Below are 19920 nucleotides of genomic sequence, written 5' to 3'. Positions count from 1 at the left end.
TTATTTGGATTTAGAGCGTGATGCAAAACGAATCTTTTGTTTTGTCTCACGCTCTTTTTATTATGTACTACTTATAATATGAGCAGATACTTAAAGTGTGTATAATAAGTAAATTGTTCTTAGTTTTTATGTGTAAATACTGTGTGTGAGTTTAATTTACTTTTCTGAGTAAGTTTTGTTTTTTGATATGGTTGTAAACTGTTGGGACAGATACATTACACTTTTTTGCGATTTCAGGAACCGATAGATCCGAATTAGTATACAGTTTCATTGCTTCGCCTACCTCTTTTGTTCTTGGTGGTCTTCCTAGCTGTTTGCCATTTTCTCTGGCTGCTTCAAGTCCGGCTATTACCCTTTCACGAATCAATTCAGCCTCCATTTCAGCAAATGCACCCATAACAGTAAAAAAGAAGCGGCCCATTGCGGTCGTTGTATCTATATTATTTTGAATACTGACGAAATGGATGTTTCTCTTATCGAATTCTTCTAGTAAACTGAGTAATTGTTTCGTACCTCTAGATAAGCGATCAAGCTTAAAAATAACGAGTGTGTCGCCAGATTTCAAAGAGGACAAGACTTTATTGAGTTCGCTTCTAGATGCTTTTCGACCACTTTCACGTTCCTTATAAATAAAATCTACTCCGTAGCGCTCAAGCGCTTTTTGCTGAGAATCAAATTTTTGTTGATGCGTACTGACACGCATATAGCCAATAACTGCCATGAATAAACACCTCTATATTTTTAATAGTTTTATTGTTGCTAGTATAACGATGGGCCTTTTTCTTAAATAGTTATTAGTAGAAAAATAAAGCACACTGTCACATCGTAATCACCACCTTTAAGTTCAATAATACAAAGAGTAAAAAATTTTTTTAATACTATTGACATTAAGTTTTCTCTATAATAAACTAATGATTTTTATAGAGCAGAAACGCCTGCATTTTTTTTTAAAAGAAATCATCTGGAAATACGTTATGAAAGGATTTATCCATTCAAGCGTATTTCTTTTTTGCGTTTTAGTTGATTTTCTCAATATCATTAGTTTTTTGGACACTTCAAAAGATGTCAATTCTCTAGAAAAAGAGGTTGTGTTAGAGACTAGTAGCAAGAAAGTGTGAAGGATACTAAAAATTAGTTATTTTTGATAAGTTCGAAGCAAAGTGAGGGTTCAGAAAAATGGTGAGAGAACGAAGCCAGAAACAATCGTCAGACAAAAGACAAAAGAAAAAGCGACCACCAACGAAACAACAAATAAACGATAAAAAAGGAACGAATCGTTCAAAACCAACGAGTAAGGCAACCAATAGGAATGCACATCCTAAAAATAAAAAAAGGAAACCCAATCCAGATTCTAAAAAAACTAAGAATGTCACTCGTCATAAGGATAAGAACCCTGTTTATACGCTGTTATTTAATATTGTTTTCTATGGTTTTATTTTATTTATGATTGCTGGATCGATTATTTTTGCAACCACTAAAAATGCGGATAAGAGTGTTCTAGGTTATCGATTTTTTGGTGTTTTGACGGATTCAATGGTGCCAAGAAATCCTGAAAAACAAAAAGGGGGATTTCATTCTGGGGATGTGATTATCGTTAAAAATATTGCTGGTGAAGCAGCTGAAGTGGGGGATATCATCACCTTTCGCCCAAGTATCAAAAGCCAGGCGTTTTTGACCCATAGAGTGAAAAAAAAGTTAGATCATCTAGGCGAAACCAAAGGAACCTACTATATTACGCAAGGGGATGCCAATTTAGCTGAAGATGTTCCGGTCAATGAAAAACAAGTAGTCGGTAAAAAAATTCTAGTAATCCCTAAAATAGGAGCATTTTTAAATTTTGTACGTGAAAATCCATTCGTCTCAATCATTTTTTTGATATCAGTTTTCGGGTTTATCACGATCATCAGATACTACATTTTGAATAAATAAAGATATTTACTTTTTAATAATGGAGAAAGAATATATCTGTCACTATTGTTAAAAGGTTGATAATAAAAAAATTGGGAGGAAGTTGAGAAATGAACAAAAACAGAAAGAAAAAAGTCCTTGCGTTAGCAAGCACCTTTGCACTTGCAGCACTAGCAGCAGCAACGTTTGCTTGGTTCGCTAGTGAAGACCAAAAGACCAACCACTTTGAAGGTCAAATTGCAACAGGTAAAGATATTGAAGTGGTGGAAACCTTTGAGCCACCAACCGAATGGGATCCGGGTTCAGAAGTAAATAAAGATGTGGCAATCCAAAATATTGGTAAATACAAAGCCTTGATCCGTGTTTCATTAACTGAAACATTACAGTTATTGAAAGACCATCAAGCAAAACCAACAACAGGTGCTGAACTTGAAGGGAAAACAAATAAAAATATTTATGTATTACCAGGAACAGATGCGCCAGCAGGCTTCACAGATTCTACTTTTGATAGTACAGGTGCGCCAAAAATAACTGTGGCAGCTGGTGACTTTGCTGGGGTTTACACATTGAAGGTTAAAGAAAAAGCTGAAACGGTTGGAACCAAAACAACTTATACGTATCGTTATGCTTTTGAAAAAGGTGGAGTTTTATACTATGCAAGCGGCATTGACGGATTTGAACGTAATGCAACCAATCAAATCAAAGTAAAATCAGGTACACCAACCCTTAGTTATGTAGCTTTAGAGTATAACACCTTTGAAAAAGAGTGGACGACAGCACCAATTTATGCACCAACATTTACACAAGACGGGACATTGGTTTGGAATGTGCCAGCAGCAACAGGATCTTCTAATATCCAAATTTCATTTAACAATATCACAACAGATCCAAAAGTTGCGGACAAGTGGTATTTCAATGCTGCTGATGGTTATTTCTATTATACAAGCGTACTAAATCCAGGTGTTAACACAACACAATTGATGGACGCGGTGAAATTACTAGGAACAGCAGGTAATGAATACAGTAAATTGATCTATGACTTAACTGTAAAAGGTCAAGGAATCGCGGCATATAAAGATGCTGTAGATGACTGGCTTCCTGCAGGTGTCAACGATCCTTTAGCAACAGCGCTAAAAGGCTTAGTGCCAGCTAAATAATTGAAAGTAGCTATCTATTTAAGGAGGAAAAAGGATGAAAAGAAGACGCAGGAAAATAAAGTGGTTGCTGGCAAGTTTATTCTTACTAATCAGTTTGCCGCTTGCATTAAAACCTGTTGAAGCAAGTTCTGAATCTAATCTTCCTCCTGGAATAGTAGCTGGCGATGATCAAGGCATTAAAATCAAAAACGATGGTCAATATCTCGTTGATATTCGAGATGTAGCACCAGGGAAAAAATGGTCTACAAAAATTACGATCATCAACATTGAAAAAGATATCCCTTATCACTTAACAATGAATATCAGTAAACCCACAATGGTCAATGGGTCCTTAGATCTGTCTAAAGCTATTCAGATGACTTTGATTTATGAAGGGAAAGAAGTTTATAAAGGGCCATTATCCGGCATAAACAAAACGCTAAATCTACAAGACACATCAACGCCATTAAATTTAGGTACTTTCAAAGGTGGCGATACAAAAATGTTAGAAGCTCATTTTGAATTAGATGGAAAAGCCTACACCAACAGAGATTTTTTTGAAAAAAACGTTGTAGAGAATATCTGGCATTTTAAAGCTGTGAAAACAATGTTGCCGAATACCTTAGATCCAGAAAAACCGGAAAAACCTTTTTTGGAAACGTTAATAAGTAAATTTAAATTACCGAACACAGGTGAAGAATGGCGAAACGCCTTGCTTTTTTCATGCATAGGATTGTTCTTGATTTTAATTTCCTTACTGATAATCAAACATAAAAAACAAGAAAAAAATGGATAGACCAAATAGAAACGACAGTAAATACATGAACGCCAATTGGATTTTTTAGAACGATCAAATGATAGGAGGCGGTACAGCATGAAAAAGAGTAAGCAATATTCAACTAAAAGAAATAGACGAAGAAAAAAGAAACAAGCAAAAGTAAACACGAAGCTGATCATTGCTGTTAGTACCTTTCTCTTTTCTGGTTTGATGGTTCTAGGAAGTACATATGCTTGGTTTGTCTCAGAAGATAGTGAAGTCAACCATTTTGAGGGATCACGATTATCAGCCAAGATTGTAGAAGAATTTGAACCTGAATTTGAATGGCAACCAGGTATAATCACAAAGAAAGTTATACAAGTCAAAAATACTGGGAATATTCCTACCTTTGTCCGAATCAGTTTATACGAGTATTTATTGACGTTCAAAATAGATACAGCAGATCAAACTGGCAATGGTAATTTAGCTATTTCTCCAAACGAGGTACGACCAATAGTTGATCAAAAGGATACAACCTCATGGAAGCCAGCAGCTCAAGCTGGTGGAACGTTTTTGCATGAAGGGCACAATTTCATTGCTGAAAAAGCACTCGTCCCCAATCTGCTAACTGGAACTGAAATGTATAAATTTAAAGATAGTGGCAGAGAAAAAACAGAACTACATTGGTTTCAATTAGCCTTTCCTGATAATATCTATGTTTCCACACCACCAATGGGAACGAAAAATTATTGGTTATATAAAGATGGATACTTTTATTATTCTGAATTGCTTCAGCCTAGCGAAATAAGTGCGCCGGTGATGAAAAACATCCGATTAAGCGAAAGTGCGCCAAACAAATTTAAAGGTGCACTCTATCAATTAAACCCAATCATGGATGCACATGATGGAACTAAAGGACTTTTAAGTTCATGGAATATAGGGACTTCTGGAGAGTTGTATGACTTATATTGGGATCGATTAAGTGACTAAAAGGAGTGGAAAGCGTGTGAAAAAAAAGCAAGGGTTAAAAAAATATTTAAGCACCAAACAACTCTTTTTATTTACAGGATTTGTCGTGATGTTTGTCAGTTTTTCATTTGGTATATATCAAACTTATGCGGCCTTAACAGATAGCGATCAAAAGCAGAATGAATTTAGAGTAGGCAATCTCCAGACGACAATTGAAGAAGAATTCGATCCGCCAACATCATTTGAACCTAACATAGACTATTCGAAAAAAGTAAGGATAAAAAACACGGGAGAACAAGAAAGTTTTATCCGAGTATTAGCATTGCCTATTCTTACAAAGAAACAGGCAAACGGTTCAATCACATTATTACCAGCAACAACTGAGGGTACGGCTCCTGTTTTGAGTATCGATTACAATTTAAATGACTGGATCGATGGGAAAGATGGCTATTTTTATTATAAAAATAAACTAGGAAAAAGCATGTACACCGCTAATTTATTTACGAAAGTAACAATGAATCAGGCAACTATCACAGAAGAATATAAAGGGGCGTTGCTATCATTTGAAATCAAAGTAGAAGGAATCAGCGTAACTAAATTTGCATATAGAGATGCTTGGTGGAACGGAGAAATACCAACTACTAATCCATTATTGCAAATAGATGACCTATTAAAAATTCAAGTAATCAATGAGTAGCCTAGAAATTTACAGACAGGGAGGAATGCTGTTTTGAAGAAAAAAATACAACTAAGATTTTTGAAATGGATCATGCTTATTTTTTGCTTGATTGGTTCTGTATATGTCGTCCAAACTTCATTATTATACACGAATGCACCAATTAAAGCCGCTAAAAAAACAGAATTACAACCTGGACAAGTAAGATTAAGTAAAAAGGCAGAACCTGTAGCTGGTATGGTCAATCAATGGGATATCACACTGCGTATTGAAGGACGTAACCAATTTCCACCGCCCCCAACAGATATTGTTTTGATCGTAGATACATCTTGGAGTATGCATGAAAATGACCGAATGACCAAATCAAAAGCTGCTGCTGAAAAATTTGTAGACTTGGTTTTAAGAAAAGATTATGTGAATAGAATTGCCCTTATTTCATACAACACAGTAGTGACAAATTATACCTTTAATGAAGCTGGTTGGAGCAATCAGTTTGTCGATTCAAAACATAAACAATTATTGATCGATAAAATCAGAGAACTCGAACCAGTGGAAAATGGAGGAACCTTTACTCAAGCTGGAATCAAATCTGCATCAGAAGTGATGTCTAAAGCAAAGGGAGAAAAAAGGAAAATCGTTTTAATCTCTGATGGGGTACCTACATACAGCTATCCGCCAACGGCACCATATAATCAGCTAATAGGTATGCAAAAATTTGATTACTTACAAAATGGATATGACTACTATGAAAGTGTGAAAACAATTCCCAAAGAAAATTTTAATTATGACTATGTCAACAAAGAGGGCGGTAATTATTATGGAAATGGGGCGAAATACCGTATTGGTGCATTTTATCCAGAATATGAACAAATGCCACCAAAATCAAAAAATCGCTTGATGGCGAACCATGCTCATAGCGCAATAGCGGAAGCCACGATTACTAAAAATGAGAAAATGTCGAACGGTGAGCGGTTGATTGATGATTTTTACACAATTGGTGTGGATATGGATTCTACCTCTCAAGATGATGAAGTGGTCACTGGAAATCAAACGATGAAAGAAATGGCTTCTTCAGTAGATAAAAGCTTTTCGGCAACTGCAGATAATCTGGAAGATATTCTCAGCGGTATTGCAGGAGAAATCGTCGGGGCCATCAAATCAGCATTTGTTGTTGATCCAATGGGAGCAGGGTTTGAAATGGAGGACAGTGTCACGTCTACTCAAGGAATCACTGAAATTAAGAATGTTCTTGGCAGTCCTACGATTAACTGGAATGTAGGTGCACTCAAAAAGCCAGTCTCAAATGATCCTGATGAAGATGTTATGTTTGCTGAAATTACGTATCGTCTCAATGCCGAAAATGAGATTTTAAAGCCAAATATTATGGATGATAATGGATTAGCAGCAACTAATGGGAAAACAACTATTGTTTATAAAGACTACAATGACTCGATGAAACAAGCAGAGTTTCTTGTGCCAAAAGTGAAGCCGATCATCGTTAGTTTACAAAAAAAATTGCATAATGAAAATGGAGAAGAGATAGAGAATCAGACAGAATTATTTGATTTCAACTATGGAAAAGATCAATATACAACAAATGATCAATTCTCACTTCATGCAAATAACATAAAAAAAATAGTCCATCCATGGAAAGCCGATCAGGATTATTTTGTAGAGGAAACTTTAAAAGAGAAGCAAGAATATGAAACATCAATAGATATTAATGGCTTAGTCACTCTAGGCAACAAAAGCAAATTTAAATTTGCCGCAGATGCTAATACACGTGCCCATCAGCAAATAATTGTTACGAATAAGAAAATATCCGAAAAGAAATCAGTGATTCTGCACATTCGGCAAAGTGTGCTTAAACCAAACTCGGAGTTAGTCATCCCTTCAAAAGGGTTTTATCGAGCCGTTATAGATGACTCCGATCAAAAATTAAATTTGAATTCTAAAAGTACAACGAAAGACACTTCAACGGAAGTATCAGAAGAACTTTTCGCTCAATATGAAATCACATTGACCAAACAACAAAAACAACTAAAAGTCACTGATTTAATACCAGAATATTATAGAATAGTTGGATTTATTGCTACACCAACAAACGATAACTTAAACGTAACGCATTTATCAACCAACACATCAGCATTAGTGAAGAGTAACAATGTTGTGTTAGATTATCAAAAAAATCATGCGTATTGGGTAACGATGTTCATTGAACCTGAATTGGGGAAAGATAGTCATGGAGAACTCGTTACTTCACCCAGACCTTACAGTTGGGATTATAAAGTAAATACGTTTGGACAGTAATTAGTAACGATTAAAAAAACAAATAAAGGTCAATAAAGTTTACTTTTATTTAAAATTTTTTTATATTCATTTACTGTTTCCTGATAGTTTAAGTTTTCTAAAATAGAAAGATACTTAGTAATGTGATCGCTAACAGGTATTTTTTTATCCGCTACTTGAGCAATCTCGTAATTTAAATTTGCAACAAGCAATTCAAATAGGCGGTAATCAGTTTGAGCGTTTTGCTTTGCCAATGTTGAAAAAAGCTTAGTATTTTCATAATCTTGGTAATTTAGACATAAGGAAGAAAGATTTAGATAAATCCTTAATTTGATTTCTTGATACTGTTCCAGTGTGCTAAGTGAATCGATTTTTGTCCCGACTAAACTTCCTAAAGCAATTGCTTCATGAAGTTCAAAACAATATAAGGAATTATTCAAGAGCTTTAATTCATAGAGGTACCATTTGTCGATACCAACTAAGTAATGTTTGATTGGCTGCATCAATTTTTTTGACGATTCAAAAGCTTTAGGGTCAGTCTCTCCTTTATTCAAACAAGCCATGGCTTGAGTGACCAAGTTTAGGTGGAAGTATTTTTTATTGTTTGTCATTGTATAGATTTCTTGCGTTTCTTTGATAAGTGATTCAAATACTGGCTGATCTTTTTTGAAAACAGCTTGGCTTAATTGATGGTACAAATTATTTTCTGGTGGAAAAGACTCATGATCAAGTAAATCCAGAAATTCTTCAACAGAAATAAAAAGTTTTTCCAATATCATTAAAAATTTGTCAAACGATGGCATACTGACATTTGTCTCAATTAAATAATAAGTTTGTCTGGTCATGATTCCATCATAGATGTCCTTTTGACTAAGACCTTTGTCTTGTCGTATTTTTTTTAACAATGTTCCATAATTTTTCAAAATAGTTCTCCTCTCTATCGGTATAAAATAATTTACCTAGTGAAAAAATTTATAATACTTATGTTATTATAGCAAAAACATTAAATAACTAGTTGTAAATGAAAAGAAAATTAAATTAATTTTTGTTTTTTTTGAAAATATATGAAATATGAGAGGAGTTGGGTGCAATGATCAAATTATTTATTTGGTTTATCACATATTAAATTTATAAGCCAGCAGAGTCAAAAATCAAAATTTTTTGGGGGAGTTTTATTGTATGAAACGGAAAGTTAGCTATTTATTTTATTCACTTGTTTTAATTTTATTAACAATCAGTGCCTTAGGAACGAAGAAAGTTGAGGCAGCAACAGAGAATAATGGATCATGGTCGACGACATCCATTACGAGTAATCAAGCAGGTAATACGCTGTCGAATATACAAAAAGGATATTCTGTAACGCCCAAAGCAACTCCAAGATTCTTTATTCCAGTATTACGTGGGGGCATACAAATAATCAAATCTGATGAGCACACAAAAGCGAGACTATCAGGCGCTCAATTTACGATTTATGATCGTTTTAACCGAGCTGTTCAAGTCATTCAGACAAACTATAATGGTATTGCTGAGACGAGATCATTGCCTCTTGGTTATTACTCGGTCCGTGAAACGAAAGCACCAACGGGTTATCAGTTAGAAAAAACGCCAATGTACTTCAACATTTTTTTACCAGGGCAATTTATTTGTTTAACTAAATGCAATATCCCTTTACCGAGTCAAAAAGGGAGTCTTAAAGTCATTAAAAAGAATGAAAGTAATCAACTTTTAGCTGGTGCTGTTTTTGATGTTTACAATGCAAGCAATCAAATTGTAGGAAGAATTACTACGAATGCTAACGGTGTAGCATCATTAGGGAATCTTTCATATGGAACATATAAGCTAATCGAAGTTAAAGCACCAGATGGTTATCAACTAGATTCGACACCTAGATATGCCACTATTTCTTCAACTGGCGTAGTGACTATCAATGTAGTGAATAAAAAAGTAGTCACAACAGGTGATTTGGAAATAATTAAAAAAGATGAAAATGGTAAAACTTTAGCTGGAGCTGGGTTTATAGTTATGAATAGTGATAGGGTTTTAGTTGGGCAAGTGACCACGAATGCTAATGGAATTGCTGTAGTGAAGGACTTACCATATGGCAAATATACAGTAGTTGAATATATAGCGCCAAATGGCTATGAACTCGATACAACAGCCAAACAGGTTACATTATCTAAAACCGATCCAAATGGTAAGGCAAGTATTACTGTAGTAAATAAAAAACAAATCACAACTGGAGCGCTTGAAGTTATTAAAAAAGACGAGACAGGCAAACGATTAGCTGGTGCAGAATTTGAAGTTCGAGACAAAAACGACAAAGTTGTTGGTAAAATCACAACGAATGCTAACGGAGTTGGGACACTGAAAGATTTACCATTCGGTCAGTATCAGCTTATCGAAACGAAAGCGCCAGAAGGATATGAATTAGATACAACACCGAAAACAGTCGTAATCTCCAAAGGTGATCCAAATGGTCTAATTAGTGTAACTGTGGAAAATAAAAAAGAAAAAACAACAGGAATGCTTGAAATAGTGAAAAAAGATGAATTCTCAACGGTACTAGCTGGTGCAGAATTTGATGTGTATAACGCCAATGATCTGCTAGTTGGCAAAGTCACGACAGATGCAAATGGTATTGCTCATCTAAATGATCTACCTTACGGAATATATAAATTGATCGAAACGAAAGCACCAGAGGGATATGAACTAGACACAACACCAAAATTTATCACACTCTCTAAGAATGATCCAAATGGCAAGGCTACAATTGACATCATCAACAAAAAAATAGAATTACCTGTTACAGGTTCATTGAAAATCATTAAATTTGTGAAAGATTCAAAACCAGTCGTTTATTTACCGGGTGCAGTCTTTGAAGTCTATGACAACAATACGCAATTAGTCGGCACATATACAACGAATGATAATGGAGAAATCCTTTTAGATAATCTAGAACCAGGTAAATACTATGTAATCGAAATTCAAGCACCGCCTGGCTATGAACAAGATTCAACATTTTATGAAGTAACGGTTGAATCTGGGAAAATAGCTGAAATTAGTCATGCCAATATTAAGAAAGAAAACTTAGGTGGTTTGAAAATCACAAAATATGCAAAAGATGAAGATGGTTATGAAACAGATACCGTTTTACCGAATGCAGAGTTTGAAGTAACTGACTCAGCTGGGAATAGTCATAAAGGAGTTACAGATGTACAAGGGGAGCTCTTCTTTCCAGATTTACCTGCGGGAGAAGCCACAATCAAAGAAACGAAAGCCCCAGATGGCTATGATCTTGATGCCCCAGTACAAACTAAAAAAATCGTAGCAGAAGAAATTGCAGATGCAATTTTTTATAACAAACCAAAACAAGAACAAGGTCGTGCGCTAGTTTATCTTTCAAGTAATGATACAAAGGAAGGACTAAAAGGTTTGGAATATAACATCACTTGTACTAAAGGTACAGCTTTTGAAACGACAGTAGTATCGAATACTTTTGGCCAAATCAGTATTTACTTGGCCCCAGGAGAATACGAAATCGAACCCATGGTAAGAGGGTATTCAAAAGAAGCTACACCGACAAAATTCAAAATTGAAGCGAACAAATTCACGGTTATCAGATTAACAATTTAATCTGATTCAGTGAAGAAAAATTGTTTTAGGATAGATTGCCTAAACAACAATCTATTTTAAATAAATGATAATAAAAGTGCACATTTTATTATCCAAAAAACATTTAGGAGGAAAACACACTATGAACAAACAAGCTGAGAAAAAAGTTGGAAAATCTTTCGAGGAATTAACACCAGAAGAAATGAATAAGGTACAAGGGAGTTTCTTTGGATGGAGCTGGTCTTCATCATCATCGTCATCATCATCAAGTAGTTGTTATTCTACAAGATGTAGTTATAGCTGCTGCTCTTCAAGATGTTGTGGATGGTAATCTAAAATAATCAAGTTGAGCCCGGGACAAAACTAAAATTCAGTTTTGTTTCGGGCTTTATATCCGAATAAACGATGGTAAAAAGTAGACTATACTTTGTTTAGATCATATCAACTTCTAAGAGCTGAACCTCTAAGCGATGAAGGCCTTCTTATTTAACGGAGCTAAACGTTTTTGTCTAAACCATACTTGTTTTTAACGAAAGAAATTTTACATAAATAAAAAGAGAAAAGGAGTTTGACATGAGTCTTAAAAATCTAGCAAAAGGCACATCGATCCGACAACGATACGATGCTCTAAAAGAATATTATCAACAAAAGCATATGACCTGTCCTGAAAATCAACGTGAAAATTATAAAAAATGGCGCAAGCGTCCTACGACTGTGACGGATGAGCGATTCAAAGAGATTTTGGACTCATTAGAGTTAACAGAAGAGGATTTCGGTTTAGCAATAAAAGAATTAACGACACAGGAAAAAGAGTATATTGCTACAATAATTTCTAAAGAGCAATGGGTGCAGACTACGAAGCTGATTTTATCACAAGAAGATCGCTTATCTGAAGATGTTTTCGATGAGGAAAAGGCGAATTTTACGTATTCTCTACGTCTGCATATTGATTACTTTGAGAAACAATTACAGCAAATAATAGCTGAATTTCCAACACTTAAGATTCATCCAACCGCCTTAGCAGATTATATCGGTGAAGTGATCAATCGTTTTATGGACATAGGATTACGGACTTTTGTGTACGACTTACATGTAGAAAAAGAAAAGATATCTTTTTCAGAATCACTTGATGAAAAAGAAGGGTTTAAACAATACTTGATCAATCGTTTTGATACACGAGAAAAGCTGATTGATTTTTTTGATCACTACCCAGTCTTAACTAGACTTTACGCAGAAACAATCGATTTTCAGCTTGCTAATTTCCGAGAGTTGATGCAAGCACTTGCTGAAACTGAAACGGATCTAAACCAAGTTTTCCAAGTCGAAAGACCTATTTGTTTAACTGGCTTAAAAATGGGAGCGGGAGATTCGCATGACCAAGGAAAATCGGTAGCGATCCTAACATTTGGTAATGGAATCGATGTTGTTTATAAACCTAAAAATTTGATGATTGGTGCGCGGTTTGATTCTTTTGTACAAGAAGTCAATACGATGGAACCAGCATTTGATTTTTATTTAACCACAAAAATAGTAAAAGAAAATTATACATTTGAAGAGCGCCTGATTTATTCAGAATGCTTAACACAAGACGAAATCACCCATTATTACCGTCAATTTGGTCAAACGGTAGCTTTAGTTTATTTATTGAATGGGAATGATTTTCACTTAGAAAATGTTCTTGCCTTTGGAAAATATCCAGTTTTGATCGATCTTGAAACGATCATCCAAAATCATTTTCCAATGCCGGACAGTGAAAATGCAATCGTGAAAGTAATGCAGGAAAATGGTGAATCTGTCGTTATGAGTGGCTTAGTGCCAATCTATTTGTTTGAAGAACGAGCAGAAGCAGATGTGGAAGGGGCAACAAAAGGAATTCAGTTGAGTGCTCTTAGCGGTGGAGAACAGAAATTACCTTATAAGGTCTTGAAACTAATTAATTTCGATTCGGTCAATATGCAATTTATGTACCAAGAACATATCACGGATGCAGCTGAAAACATTCCTTTATTTAATGGTGAGAAAGTTGATTTTGTCCCGTACATCGACACGATCATTGAAGGATTTAAAGAGTTTTCAGCATTCGCTATGGAAAATAAGGAGACATTGGCTCATTTAGCAGAAAAAACATTTTCAGATTGTCTAGTTCGTAATGTGATCAAAACAACGCAAAGTTATGGTGATTTATTAGATTACTCGACACATCCTACCTGTATGATCGATTATATCGAACGTGAAAAACTCTTTGAAAATCTATGGATGCACGGTTATTCCAATTCAAAACCTGTTCCTTATGAAGTACGTGATATGTTGCAGCATGATGTGCCGATTTTCTTTAATCCAACAAGCACAAAAGATCTGATTGCTAGTCAGGGTGAGATCATCAAAGATATGTATCTAGAAAAAGCTATCGACCTTGAAGTGTTGCGACTAAAAAATTATTCAAAAATAGAAGAAGACCAACAATTAGATTACCTAAAAACCTCGTTTGGTTTGTATCATTCGACCGATTTACAGAAAAAAACAATTCCACTAAAAGAACAGACGCATCAAGTAAACTTTTTGGATGGCGCGCTAGCAGTTGGAGAAGCTGTTCTTGATGCTGCATTTCTTGGGGAAGAGTCGATTGCGTGGAAAGATATTGAAGAAACGTCACCTGATAACTATGTTGTGAATGTCATGAATGAAAATTTTTATGACGGAATTAGCGGGATGTATTTATACTTTAGTGAGTTATATCATGTTACGAACGAGCAGAAATTTCAAAAACCATACGAGTTGGCAGAAGCATTAGTATTGAAACTTGAAGAAGACTATGTAGACAGCGTTTCAGCTTTCTATGGCTCATTTGCCGCAGTGTATCCGTTACTTTATAGCTATAGTTACACTCATAATCTTAAACTACTAAAAGCGGCTGAATCGATTGCTGCACACTATATGACAAGTTACGAAAAAGAGAAAATTGAAAGTTATGATTGGAATGGCGGTACCGCATCAATCATAAAAGTATTTGTTCATTTGTATCAAGTGACAAAAAAAGAAAGATACGTGGCCTTTGCTAAACAACTTCTTCTAGATTTAGATCTTACTAAAATCACGCAGGGCGGTTTTGCTCATGGGTATTCCGGTGTGATTCATGCGGCTAATAGTTTGTTAAAAGTTGAAAAAGATCCCGAAATCACGCTATTGATCAAAAAATGTTTAGTCAAAGAAAGAACGACTTTTGATCCTGTCCAAAAAGGCTGGCTAGATCTTCGACCAACACCTCCAATGGTCAATGATTTATGGTGTTACGGTTCAACAGGAATTGGGTTGGCGTATTTAGATTTGTTAAAGAGTGGTTTTGAAGATTCTCGTTTGGCTGAAGAAGTTCAAATTGCAGCAGAACGATTGATTCAACAGGAAAAAAGAGATGATTGCTTATGTCACGGAAATTTTGGCGATTTGGAATTCTTGATTGAGTATGGAAAAACAACATGGGCAACACAACAACAAAAGGAACATATCAAAATGAAAGTAAAAAATGCGTATCAGAAAATTCATGAAGGAAATTATATTTTTGAAGGTCTGCCAACAATTCCGAAATATGGGTTATTTACAGGTTTGTCAGGCATCGGTCATCAACTTTTACGGATCCATGATGCCAATCAGGCAGCAGACATACTAACATTGGCATTACCAATGGAATAAGGGGGAATCAGATTGACTAAAAAAGTGCCATTTACTGAACAAAGTGAACATAGTGAATGCGGGCTAGCTTGTACAGCAATGGTTTTGAACTATTATGATGACAATGTAACGCTAAGCCATCTTCGCGATGTGTACGGTGTTCCTAAAGGTGGGAATACACTGACCAATCTAAATCAAATTTTATTGGATCGCGGGATCGAAACAAAAGCAATTCGAGTGTTAGATCTAGAAATCTTAGAGGAACAAACCACACCAACAATTTGTTTCTGGGAAGAGCGGCACTATGTTGTACTAGAAAAATTAACAGCAAAAGAAGCAACGATCCTTGATCCAGCAAGTGGACGGAAAAAAATCAAAAGAGCCGAATTTCAAGCAAGTTTCTCTAATATTGCGTTGATTCTAACAGATGTTGATGTTACGATCACACAACGAAAGAAAAAGAAAAACGCAACTTGGACGATTTTAAAAGATATTTTAAGCGATCAAAAATCAAAAGTTGCGCTATTTATTGCTTTAACACTTTTGATCCAAATGGTGACAATTGCAATCCCAAGACTAACCCAAACAATCATTGATAATTCGAATATTGCCGTTTCAAATATCTTTCAAATCGGTTCAACGATTATCATTCTATTTATTGCGTATTATTTATTGCAAGTTGCTAGAGGTTTAGTTTTGATCGTTTTGGAAAATCTATTCGATTTAACTTTGATGAAAGCGTTTATGAAAAAAATCATTCATTTACCATTACGATTTTTTGTGAACCGTTCAACTGGGGATTTGATTTTTAGAGCCAATCTTAGTGTGATAATCCAGCAAATCATGAGTCAACGAATGTTGACGATTTCGGTGGACTTTCTGTTTGTATTTATCTATCTGATTTTAATGGTCAATCTGTCATTGAATTTAACGTTGATCGCGATATTTGGTGCATTTACGATGGGGGCAATTTCAGTCGTCAATTCCAAACGAGTACAAAGTATCACCAACAAAGAACTGATTGCCCAATCTAAAGTACAGCGTATTTTAGTAGAATTATTTGAAGGGATGGAAACGGTCAAGTCATCTGGATCTGAGAATCAATTCTATACGAAATGGCGTAATGAATTCAAAAATCAGATCATGTTGCGAGCAGAGAAGAATCGTTTTTCAACTTGGGTCAGAACGATCCAAACATCGATTCAATTTATTTTACCGATCGTGCTGATTTATGTGGGGCTGTTTCAAGTTACGAAAGGTCAAGTAACATTGGGAGAACTTATCAGCTTTAATGCGTTATCAGGAGCATTTATTGCACCGATCGTGACGGTCTTTGATTCTTATACAGAATTTTTACTGTTGCGTTCTTATTTTGGCAAGTTAAATGAAATTTTAGAAGCTAAAGACAATCCACGCCTGGCGATCGAAGGGGAAAAAATTTCGACAATCGATTCAGTGGATGTTGAAGATGTTTCGTTTAAATATAGTTATTTCGAGGAAGATATCTTGCATTCTGTTTCCTTCCAAATAGAACGTGGGGATAAAGTCGCAATCGTTGGTAAAAGTGGTTCTGGTAAGAGCACACTCTTAAAATTACTAGCAGGGTTATACGATACAACTTCAGGACAAATTAAATTCAATACGATCGATCTAAAACAAATCGATGATGCTTCATTAAAAAGCTGCATCAGCATTGTTAATCAAAAGCCGACGATTTTTAACGCTTCTTTATATGACAATATTGTCTTGAATCAAGAAGATGCAACAGATGATCGCGTAGAACAAGCAATTTTTGATTCAAGAGTTGATGAAATTATCATGAATTTACCTTTAGGCTTGGAAACCCAGATTTCTGAAGGTGGAATGAATTTATCTGGCGGGCAAATGCAACGTATTTCTATTGCGCGGGCATTGGTAAAAGAAACAAGCTTACTCCTAATGGATGAGCCAACAAGTTCGTTAGATAATATCTCGGAAAACTTTATTATGAATCGTTTAAAGACCTACGATTTTACCTGCATCATTGTGGCTCATCGTTTAAATACGATCAAACATTTCGATCGTATAATAGTGATGGATCAAGGAAGAATCGTTGAAGAAGGAACACATCAAGAATTATTAGCTTTAGAAGGATATTATCATTCAATCTATTTTGATCCAATGAATATCGCAGAATAAATGATCGGCATCCAGTTAAAGCGTTTATTCGGACTTTTTGAGGCTGCTATAGAACTCAAAGTGTTATGTCCTGGTTTAAGTACTAAATCATCAAGGTTTGAAGACTTCGGAAATAAGCATGTCTGTTTCAACTTCGAGAATAAGGGGGAGAATAAAATGGCAGTTATTGGCTATATGCGTGTCAGCACTCATTATCAAAAATTTGATTCTCAATATCAAGCATTGAAAGATTATGGTGTCGATAAAATTTTCAAAGAATATGAAAGTGGACGTAAAAGCTTTCGGAACGAATTGAATAAAGCATTGACAATTTTGAAACCAGGCGATACATTTGTGATTTTTAAACTAGATCGGTTGGCTAGAGGAACTAAGCAATTGTTAGGTTTACTAGAAGAATTTGATCGACGAAATATTCATTTTGTCAGTATTGAAAACAGCATAGATACTTCTACTCCAATGGGGCGATTCTTTTTTACGATCATGGGAGCATTTGCTGAAATGGAAGCCGAGTTGATTCGTGAACGTGTTTTAGCAGGGTTGAGCGCAGCTAAAAAAAACGGTGTTATTTTGGGTCGCCCGCCACTTGTCAATCAAGTTAATGAAGCGCTGGAGCTATACCATAACACCGATATGCCAACAGAAAAAATTTCAAAACGTTGTGGTATTTCTACCTCAACGATTTACCATCATTTAAGAAAAGAGGGCGTTTATCGAACAAAAAATACAACTGATGTGTTGCACAGCAGTAAAGTATTAGTCAGTAGTGGAGAAAAGAAATAGAGTAAAAAGAGGCCGAGACAAAAGCGTTTAGCTCCGAGAAATAAGAGGGAATTCACGAAAATTTCTTTTCAAATTTTTGAGAATTTCAGCTTATTTCCGAAGGAGCTGCTTTTTTCTCGCCGTTTATTCGGATTTAGAGCGCGAAACAAAACTTTTCTTTAGTTTTGTTTCGCGCTCTTTTTTATTTACTTATTGTAAAATTCGTGCATATCTTGTAGCAAATTCATTGTTGTAAGCTACGCCGTTTACGTTGGTGCCAACATCCCAGTTAGCAGACCAAGTCATCAAGCCTTTGATTGGATTTCCATCTTTAGCTAGTTGATCAAGCGCTTTATAGACAGCCGTTGGATCAATCACATAGCCACTACCGGCACCATCAACATTGGCAGGAAGTCCAAGAACAAGTTTGTCATTTGGAATCTTTAAGAATGTCCTTGTACCATGGATCATAGAGTCAGACATATAATAAAGAAACTCATATTTCAAAGCATCGTTGCTTTGTGGAATCCATTTATTGATTTCATCCACCCAAACACCATCGCCGCCTTGATTATATAACTGTGGTGCAATGTAGTCATAATAACCTTCTAAGGAAGTAATGTATTTTTCATAAGCACCACCTGGTTTTAGGTAAGGAAATTCAGGCGCCATTGTGATGATGAAATTTTTCCCTTGGGCTTTGTAATGTTCTTTAACTTTTTTCAAAGCAGTTGGGATCACCGTTTGGTTATCACCTGCTGTAATAGCGGACTGTTCTAGATCAATGTCCAGTCCATCAAAACCATAAGTTTCTACTTGACGAATGATCTCATCAGCAAAAGCCTGTTCATCTCCAGATTTTAATTGGATATGAGCATCAGCACCACCTAGCGCAAGCAAAACAGCACGACCTTGACTGTTGAGCAGGGCCACATCTTGACGAAAAGCAGCATCTGTTTTGTTATATGGAGCGAATGTTGGGATCCGGTTGACACCGTCACTTTTCATGAATGAAACGGGTACTACATTATATGCTTTATTCACGTCTGCTAATGAAATATTTGCAGATGTTCCTTGTTTGTAACCATCTCTGCCTTTAGAAGCCCAATTATGCCAATAGCCGACAAGAACTTTTTTATTCGCTACACTGACCATTTCACTAGCAGAATCAGCGGCTTCAACAGGTGTTGTTGCAAATAAACTACCAGCAGTAATACCTGAAAGTAGTAAAAAAGCAGGGATCAATTGTTTGATTTTCATGTATTTAGCTCCTTTCAGTTGTTATTTTACATTAACATCGATTGCTTGATAAAAAGCATTTGTTGTGTCGTAAACGTTCCAAACAGCATAAATCACATGATAGCCTTTGCGATCGCTAGGAACAGTAATTGTATGATTAACAGAAGCTTCAGGAATCGCAGCTTTATCATCGACACGACCGATTAAATCGAAGTTTTTAATATCTAAAGGCTGGTTTGGGTTCCACCCTTGTTTTGTCATATAGTAATCCCATGTAGAAGTTCTGTGACGGGCAGTTAACGTCCAGTTGATTGCAAGAGGGCCTGTTGTAATATCAGATTTATACCAACGATCAGCTGTCTGAACATCTAATGGGTCGAATCCGCTAACGCCTGCACTAGCTAGTTTTCCTGTAATAAATGTATTCTTAGTAGCTTCGATACTTTGAGGTTCCCATTCAGCACGACCAACATTTTTATTTATTTTTCCACCTTGACTACTGCCGAAGTATGCGCGACTTCCTGGCGATGAAACATACCCGTGAGCATGTGTGACCGTAGAAGAAACAAATAAACCTCCTGCTAATAAACTAAGTGTAAGAACGGTTTTGAGCATTGTTTTTTTCATTGTGAATCCTCCTAAAAGTATTTTTTGTAGCGCTTACAATGGTAAATGTAACATGTTGTTTTATATTATTCAAATGATATGCAACTATTTTCAAAATGATAATT

Annotated in this window: 15 protein-coding genes; 11 read left to right on the top strand and 4 right to left on the bottom strand. The window is 35.6% G+C overall.

What is annotated here, in order from left to right:
* Positions 1-151: 151 nt before the first annotated feature.
* On the bottom strand, positions 152-721 hold the full coding sequence (locus I583_RS11330) for a recombinase family protein (protein WP_010760338.1): 570 nt from the start codon (positions 719-721) through the stop codon (positions 152-154).
* A 455-nt stretch (positions 722-1176) separates the two neighbouring features.
* On the opposite strand from I583_RS11330, the gene I583_RS11325 reads away from it, so the two are divergent.
* The 6 genes from I583_RS11325 to I583_RS11300 all read left to right on the top strand — a co-directional run bounded on the left by I583_RS11325 (position 1177) and on the right by I583_RS11300 (position 7756).
* Positions 1177-1929, top strand: a complete 753-nt coding sequence (locus tag I583_RS11325; RefSeq protein WP_010760339.1) for a signal peptidase I — start codon at positions 1177-1179, stop codon at positions 1927-1929.
* A gap of 89 nt (positions 1930-2018) precedes the next feature.
* Positions 2019-3065 carry a BsaA family SipW-dependent biofilm matrix protein gene (locus I583_RS11320; protein WP_010760340.1) on the top strand — a complete coding sequence of 349 codons (1047 nt, stop codon included), beginning with the start codon at positions 2019-2021 and terminating at the stop codon, positions 3063-3065.
* Between the two features lie 34 nt (positions 3066-3099).
* The gene (locus I583_RS11315; protein WP_010760341.1) at positions 3100-3840 is read left to right on the top strand and encodes a hypothetical protein; all 741 of its coding nucleotides are present in this window, start codon (positions 3100-3102) and stop codon (positions 3838-3840) included.
* A 78-nt stretch (positions 3841-3918) separates the two neighbouring features.
* Positions 3919-4791 (top strand): BsaA family SipW-dependent biofilm matrix protein, encoded by an 873-nt coding sequence (locus I583_RS11310; RefSeq protein ID WP_010760342.1) that lies wholly within the window; start codon positions 3919-3921, stop codon positions 4789-4791.
* A 16-nt stretch (positions 4792-4807) separates the two neighbouring features.
* Positions 4808-5467: a hypothetical protein gene (locus I583_RS11305; protein WP_010760343.1), complete on the top strand. Its 660-nt coding sequence runs from the start codon at positions 4808-4810 to the stop codon at positions 5465-5467.
* Positions 5468-5500: 33 nt separating this feature from the next.
* A complete protein-coding gene (locus I583_RS11300; protein WP_010760344.1) occupies positions 5501-7756 on the top strand; it encodes a vWA domain-containing protein in 2256 nt (751 codons plus the stop codon).
* Positions 7757-7785: 29 nt separating this feature from the next.
* On the opposite strand, the gene I583_RS11295 is transcribed toward I583_RS11300, so the two are convergent.
* Entirely contained in the window at positions 7786-8658 is an 873-nt protein-coding gene (locus I583_RS11295) for a helix-turn-helix domain-containing protein (RefSeq protein WP_010760345.1), read from the bottom strand.
* A gap of 256 nt (positions 8659-8914) precedes the next feature.
* Between I583_RS11295 and I583_RS11290 the strand changes: the two genes are divergently transcribed.
* The 5 genes from I583_RS11290 (at position 8915) to I583_RS11275 (ending at position 17971) form a co-directional block, all read left to right on the top strand.
* Positions 8915-11368, top strand: a complete 2454-nt coding sequence (locus I583_RS11290) for a SpaA isopeptide-forming pilin-related protein (protein WP_010760346.1) — start codon at positions 8915-8917, stop codon at positions 11366-11368.
* A 121-nt stretch (positions 11369-11489) separates the two neighbouring features.
* Positions 11490-11678, top strand: coding sequence for a serine-rich class II lanthipeptide (locus I583_RS16930; protein WP_139844071.1), 189 nt, complete (start codon positions 11490-11492; stop codon positions 11676-11678).
* A gap of 242 nt (positions 11679-11920) precedes the next feature.
* On the top strand, positions 11921-15034 hold the full coding sequence (lanM, locus tag I583_RS11285) for a type 2 lanthipeptide synthetase LanM (RefSeq protein ID WP_010760347.1): 3114 nt from the start codon (positions 11921-11923) through the stop codon (positions 15032-15034).
* A gap of 12 nt (positions 15035-15046) precedes the next feature.
* Positions 15047-17191 (top strand): peptidase domain-containing ABC transporter, encoded by a 2145-nt coding sequence (locus I583_RS11280; RefSeq protein WP_010760348.1) that lies wholly within the window; start codon positions 15047-15049, stop codon positions 17189-17191.
* Positions 17192-17347: 156 nt separating this feature from the next.
* Positions 17348-17971, top strand: a complete 624-nt coding sequence (locus tag I583_RS11275) for a recombinase family protein (RefSeq protein WP_010760349.1) — start codon at positions 17348-17350, stop codon at positions 17969-17971.
* Between the two features lie 189 nt (positions 17972-18160).
* On the opposite strand, the gene I583_RS11270 is transcribed toward I583_RS11275, so the two are convergent.
* Together I583_RS11270 and I583_RS11265 are read right to left on the bottom strand one after the other, a co-directional pair.
* Complete coding sequence (locus tag I583_RS11270) at positions 18161-19210, bottom strand: chitinase (protein ID WP_010760350.1); 1050 nt, start codon at positions 19208-19210, stop codon at positions 18161-18163.
* A 21-nt stretch (positions 19211-19231) separates the two neighbouring features.
* Complete coding sequence (locus I583_RS11265; RefSeq protein ID WP_010760351.1) at positions 19232-19816, bottom strand: lytic polysaccharide monooxygenase; 585 nt, start codon at positions 19814-19816, stop codon at positions 19232-19234.
* Positions 19817-19920: the final 104 nt, after the last annotated feature.

The organism is Enterococcus haemoperoxidus ATCC BAA-382, assembly GCF_000407165.1.
GTDB classification, from domain to species: Bacteria; Bacillota; Bacilli; order Lactobacillales; family Enterococcaceae; genus Enterococcus_L; species Enterococcus_L haemoperoxidus.
This window is presented reverse-complemented; position numbering and strand designations above follow the sequence as displayed.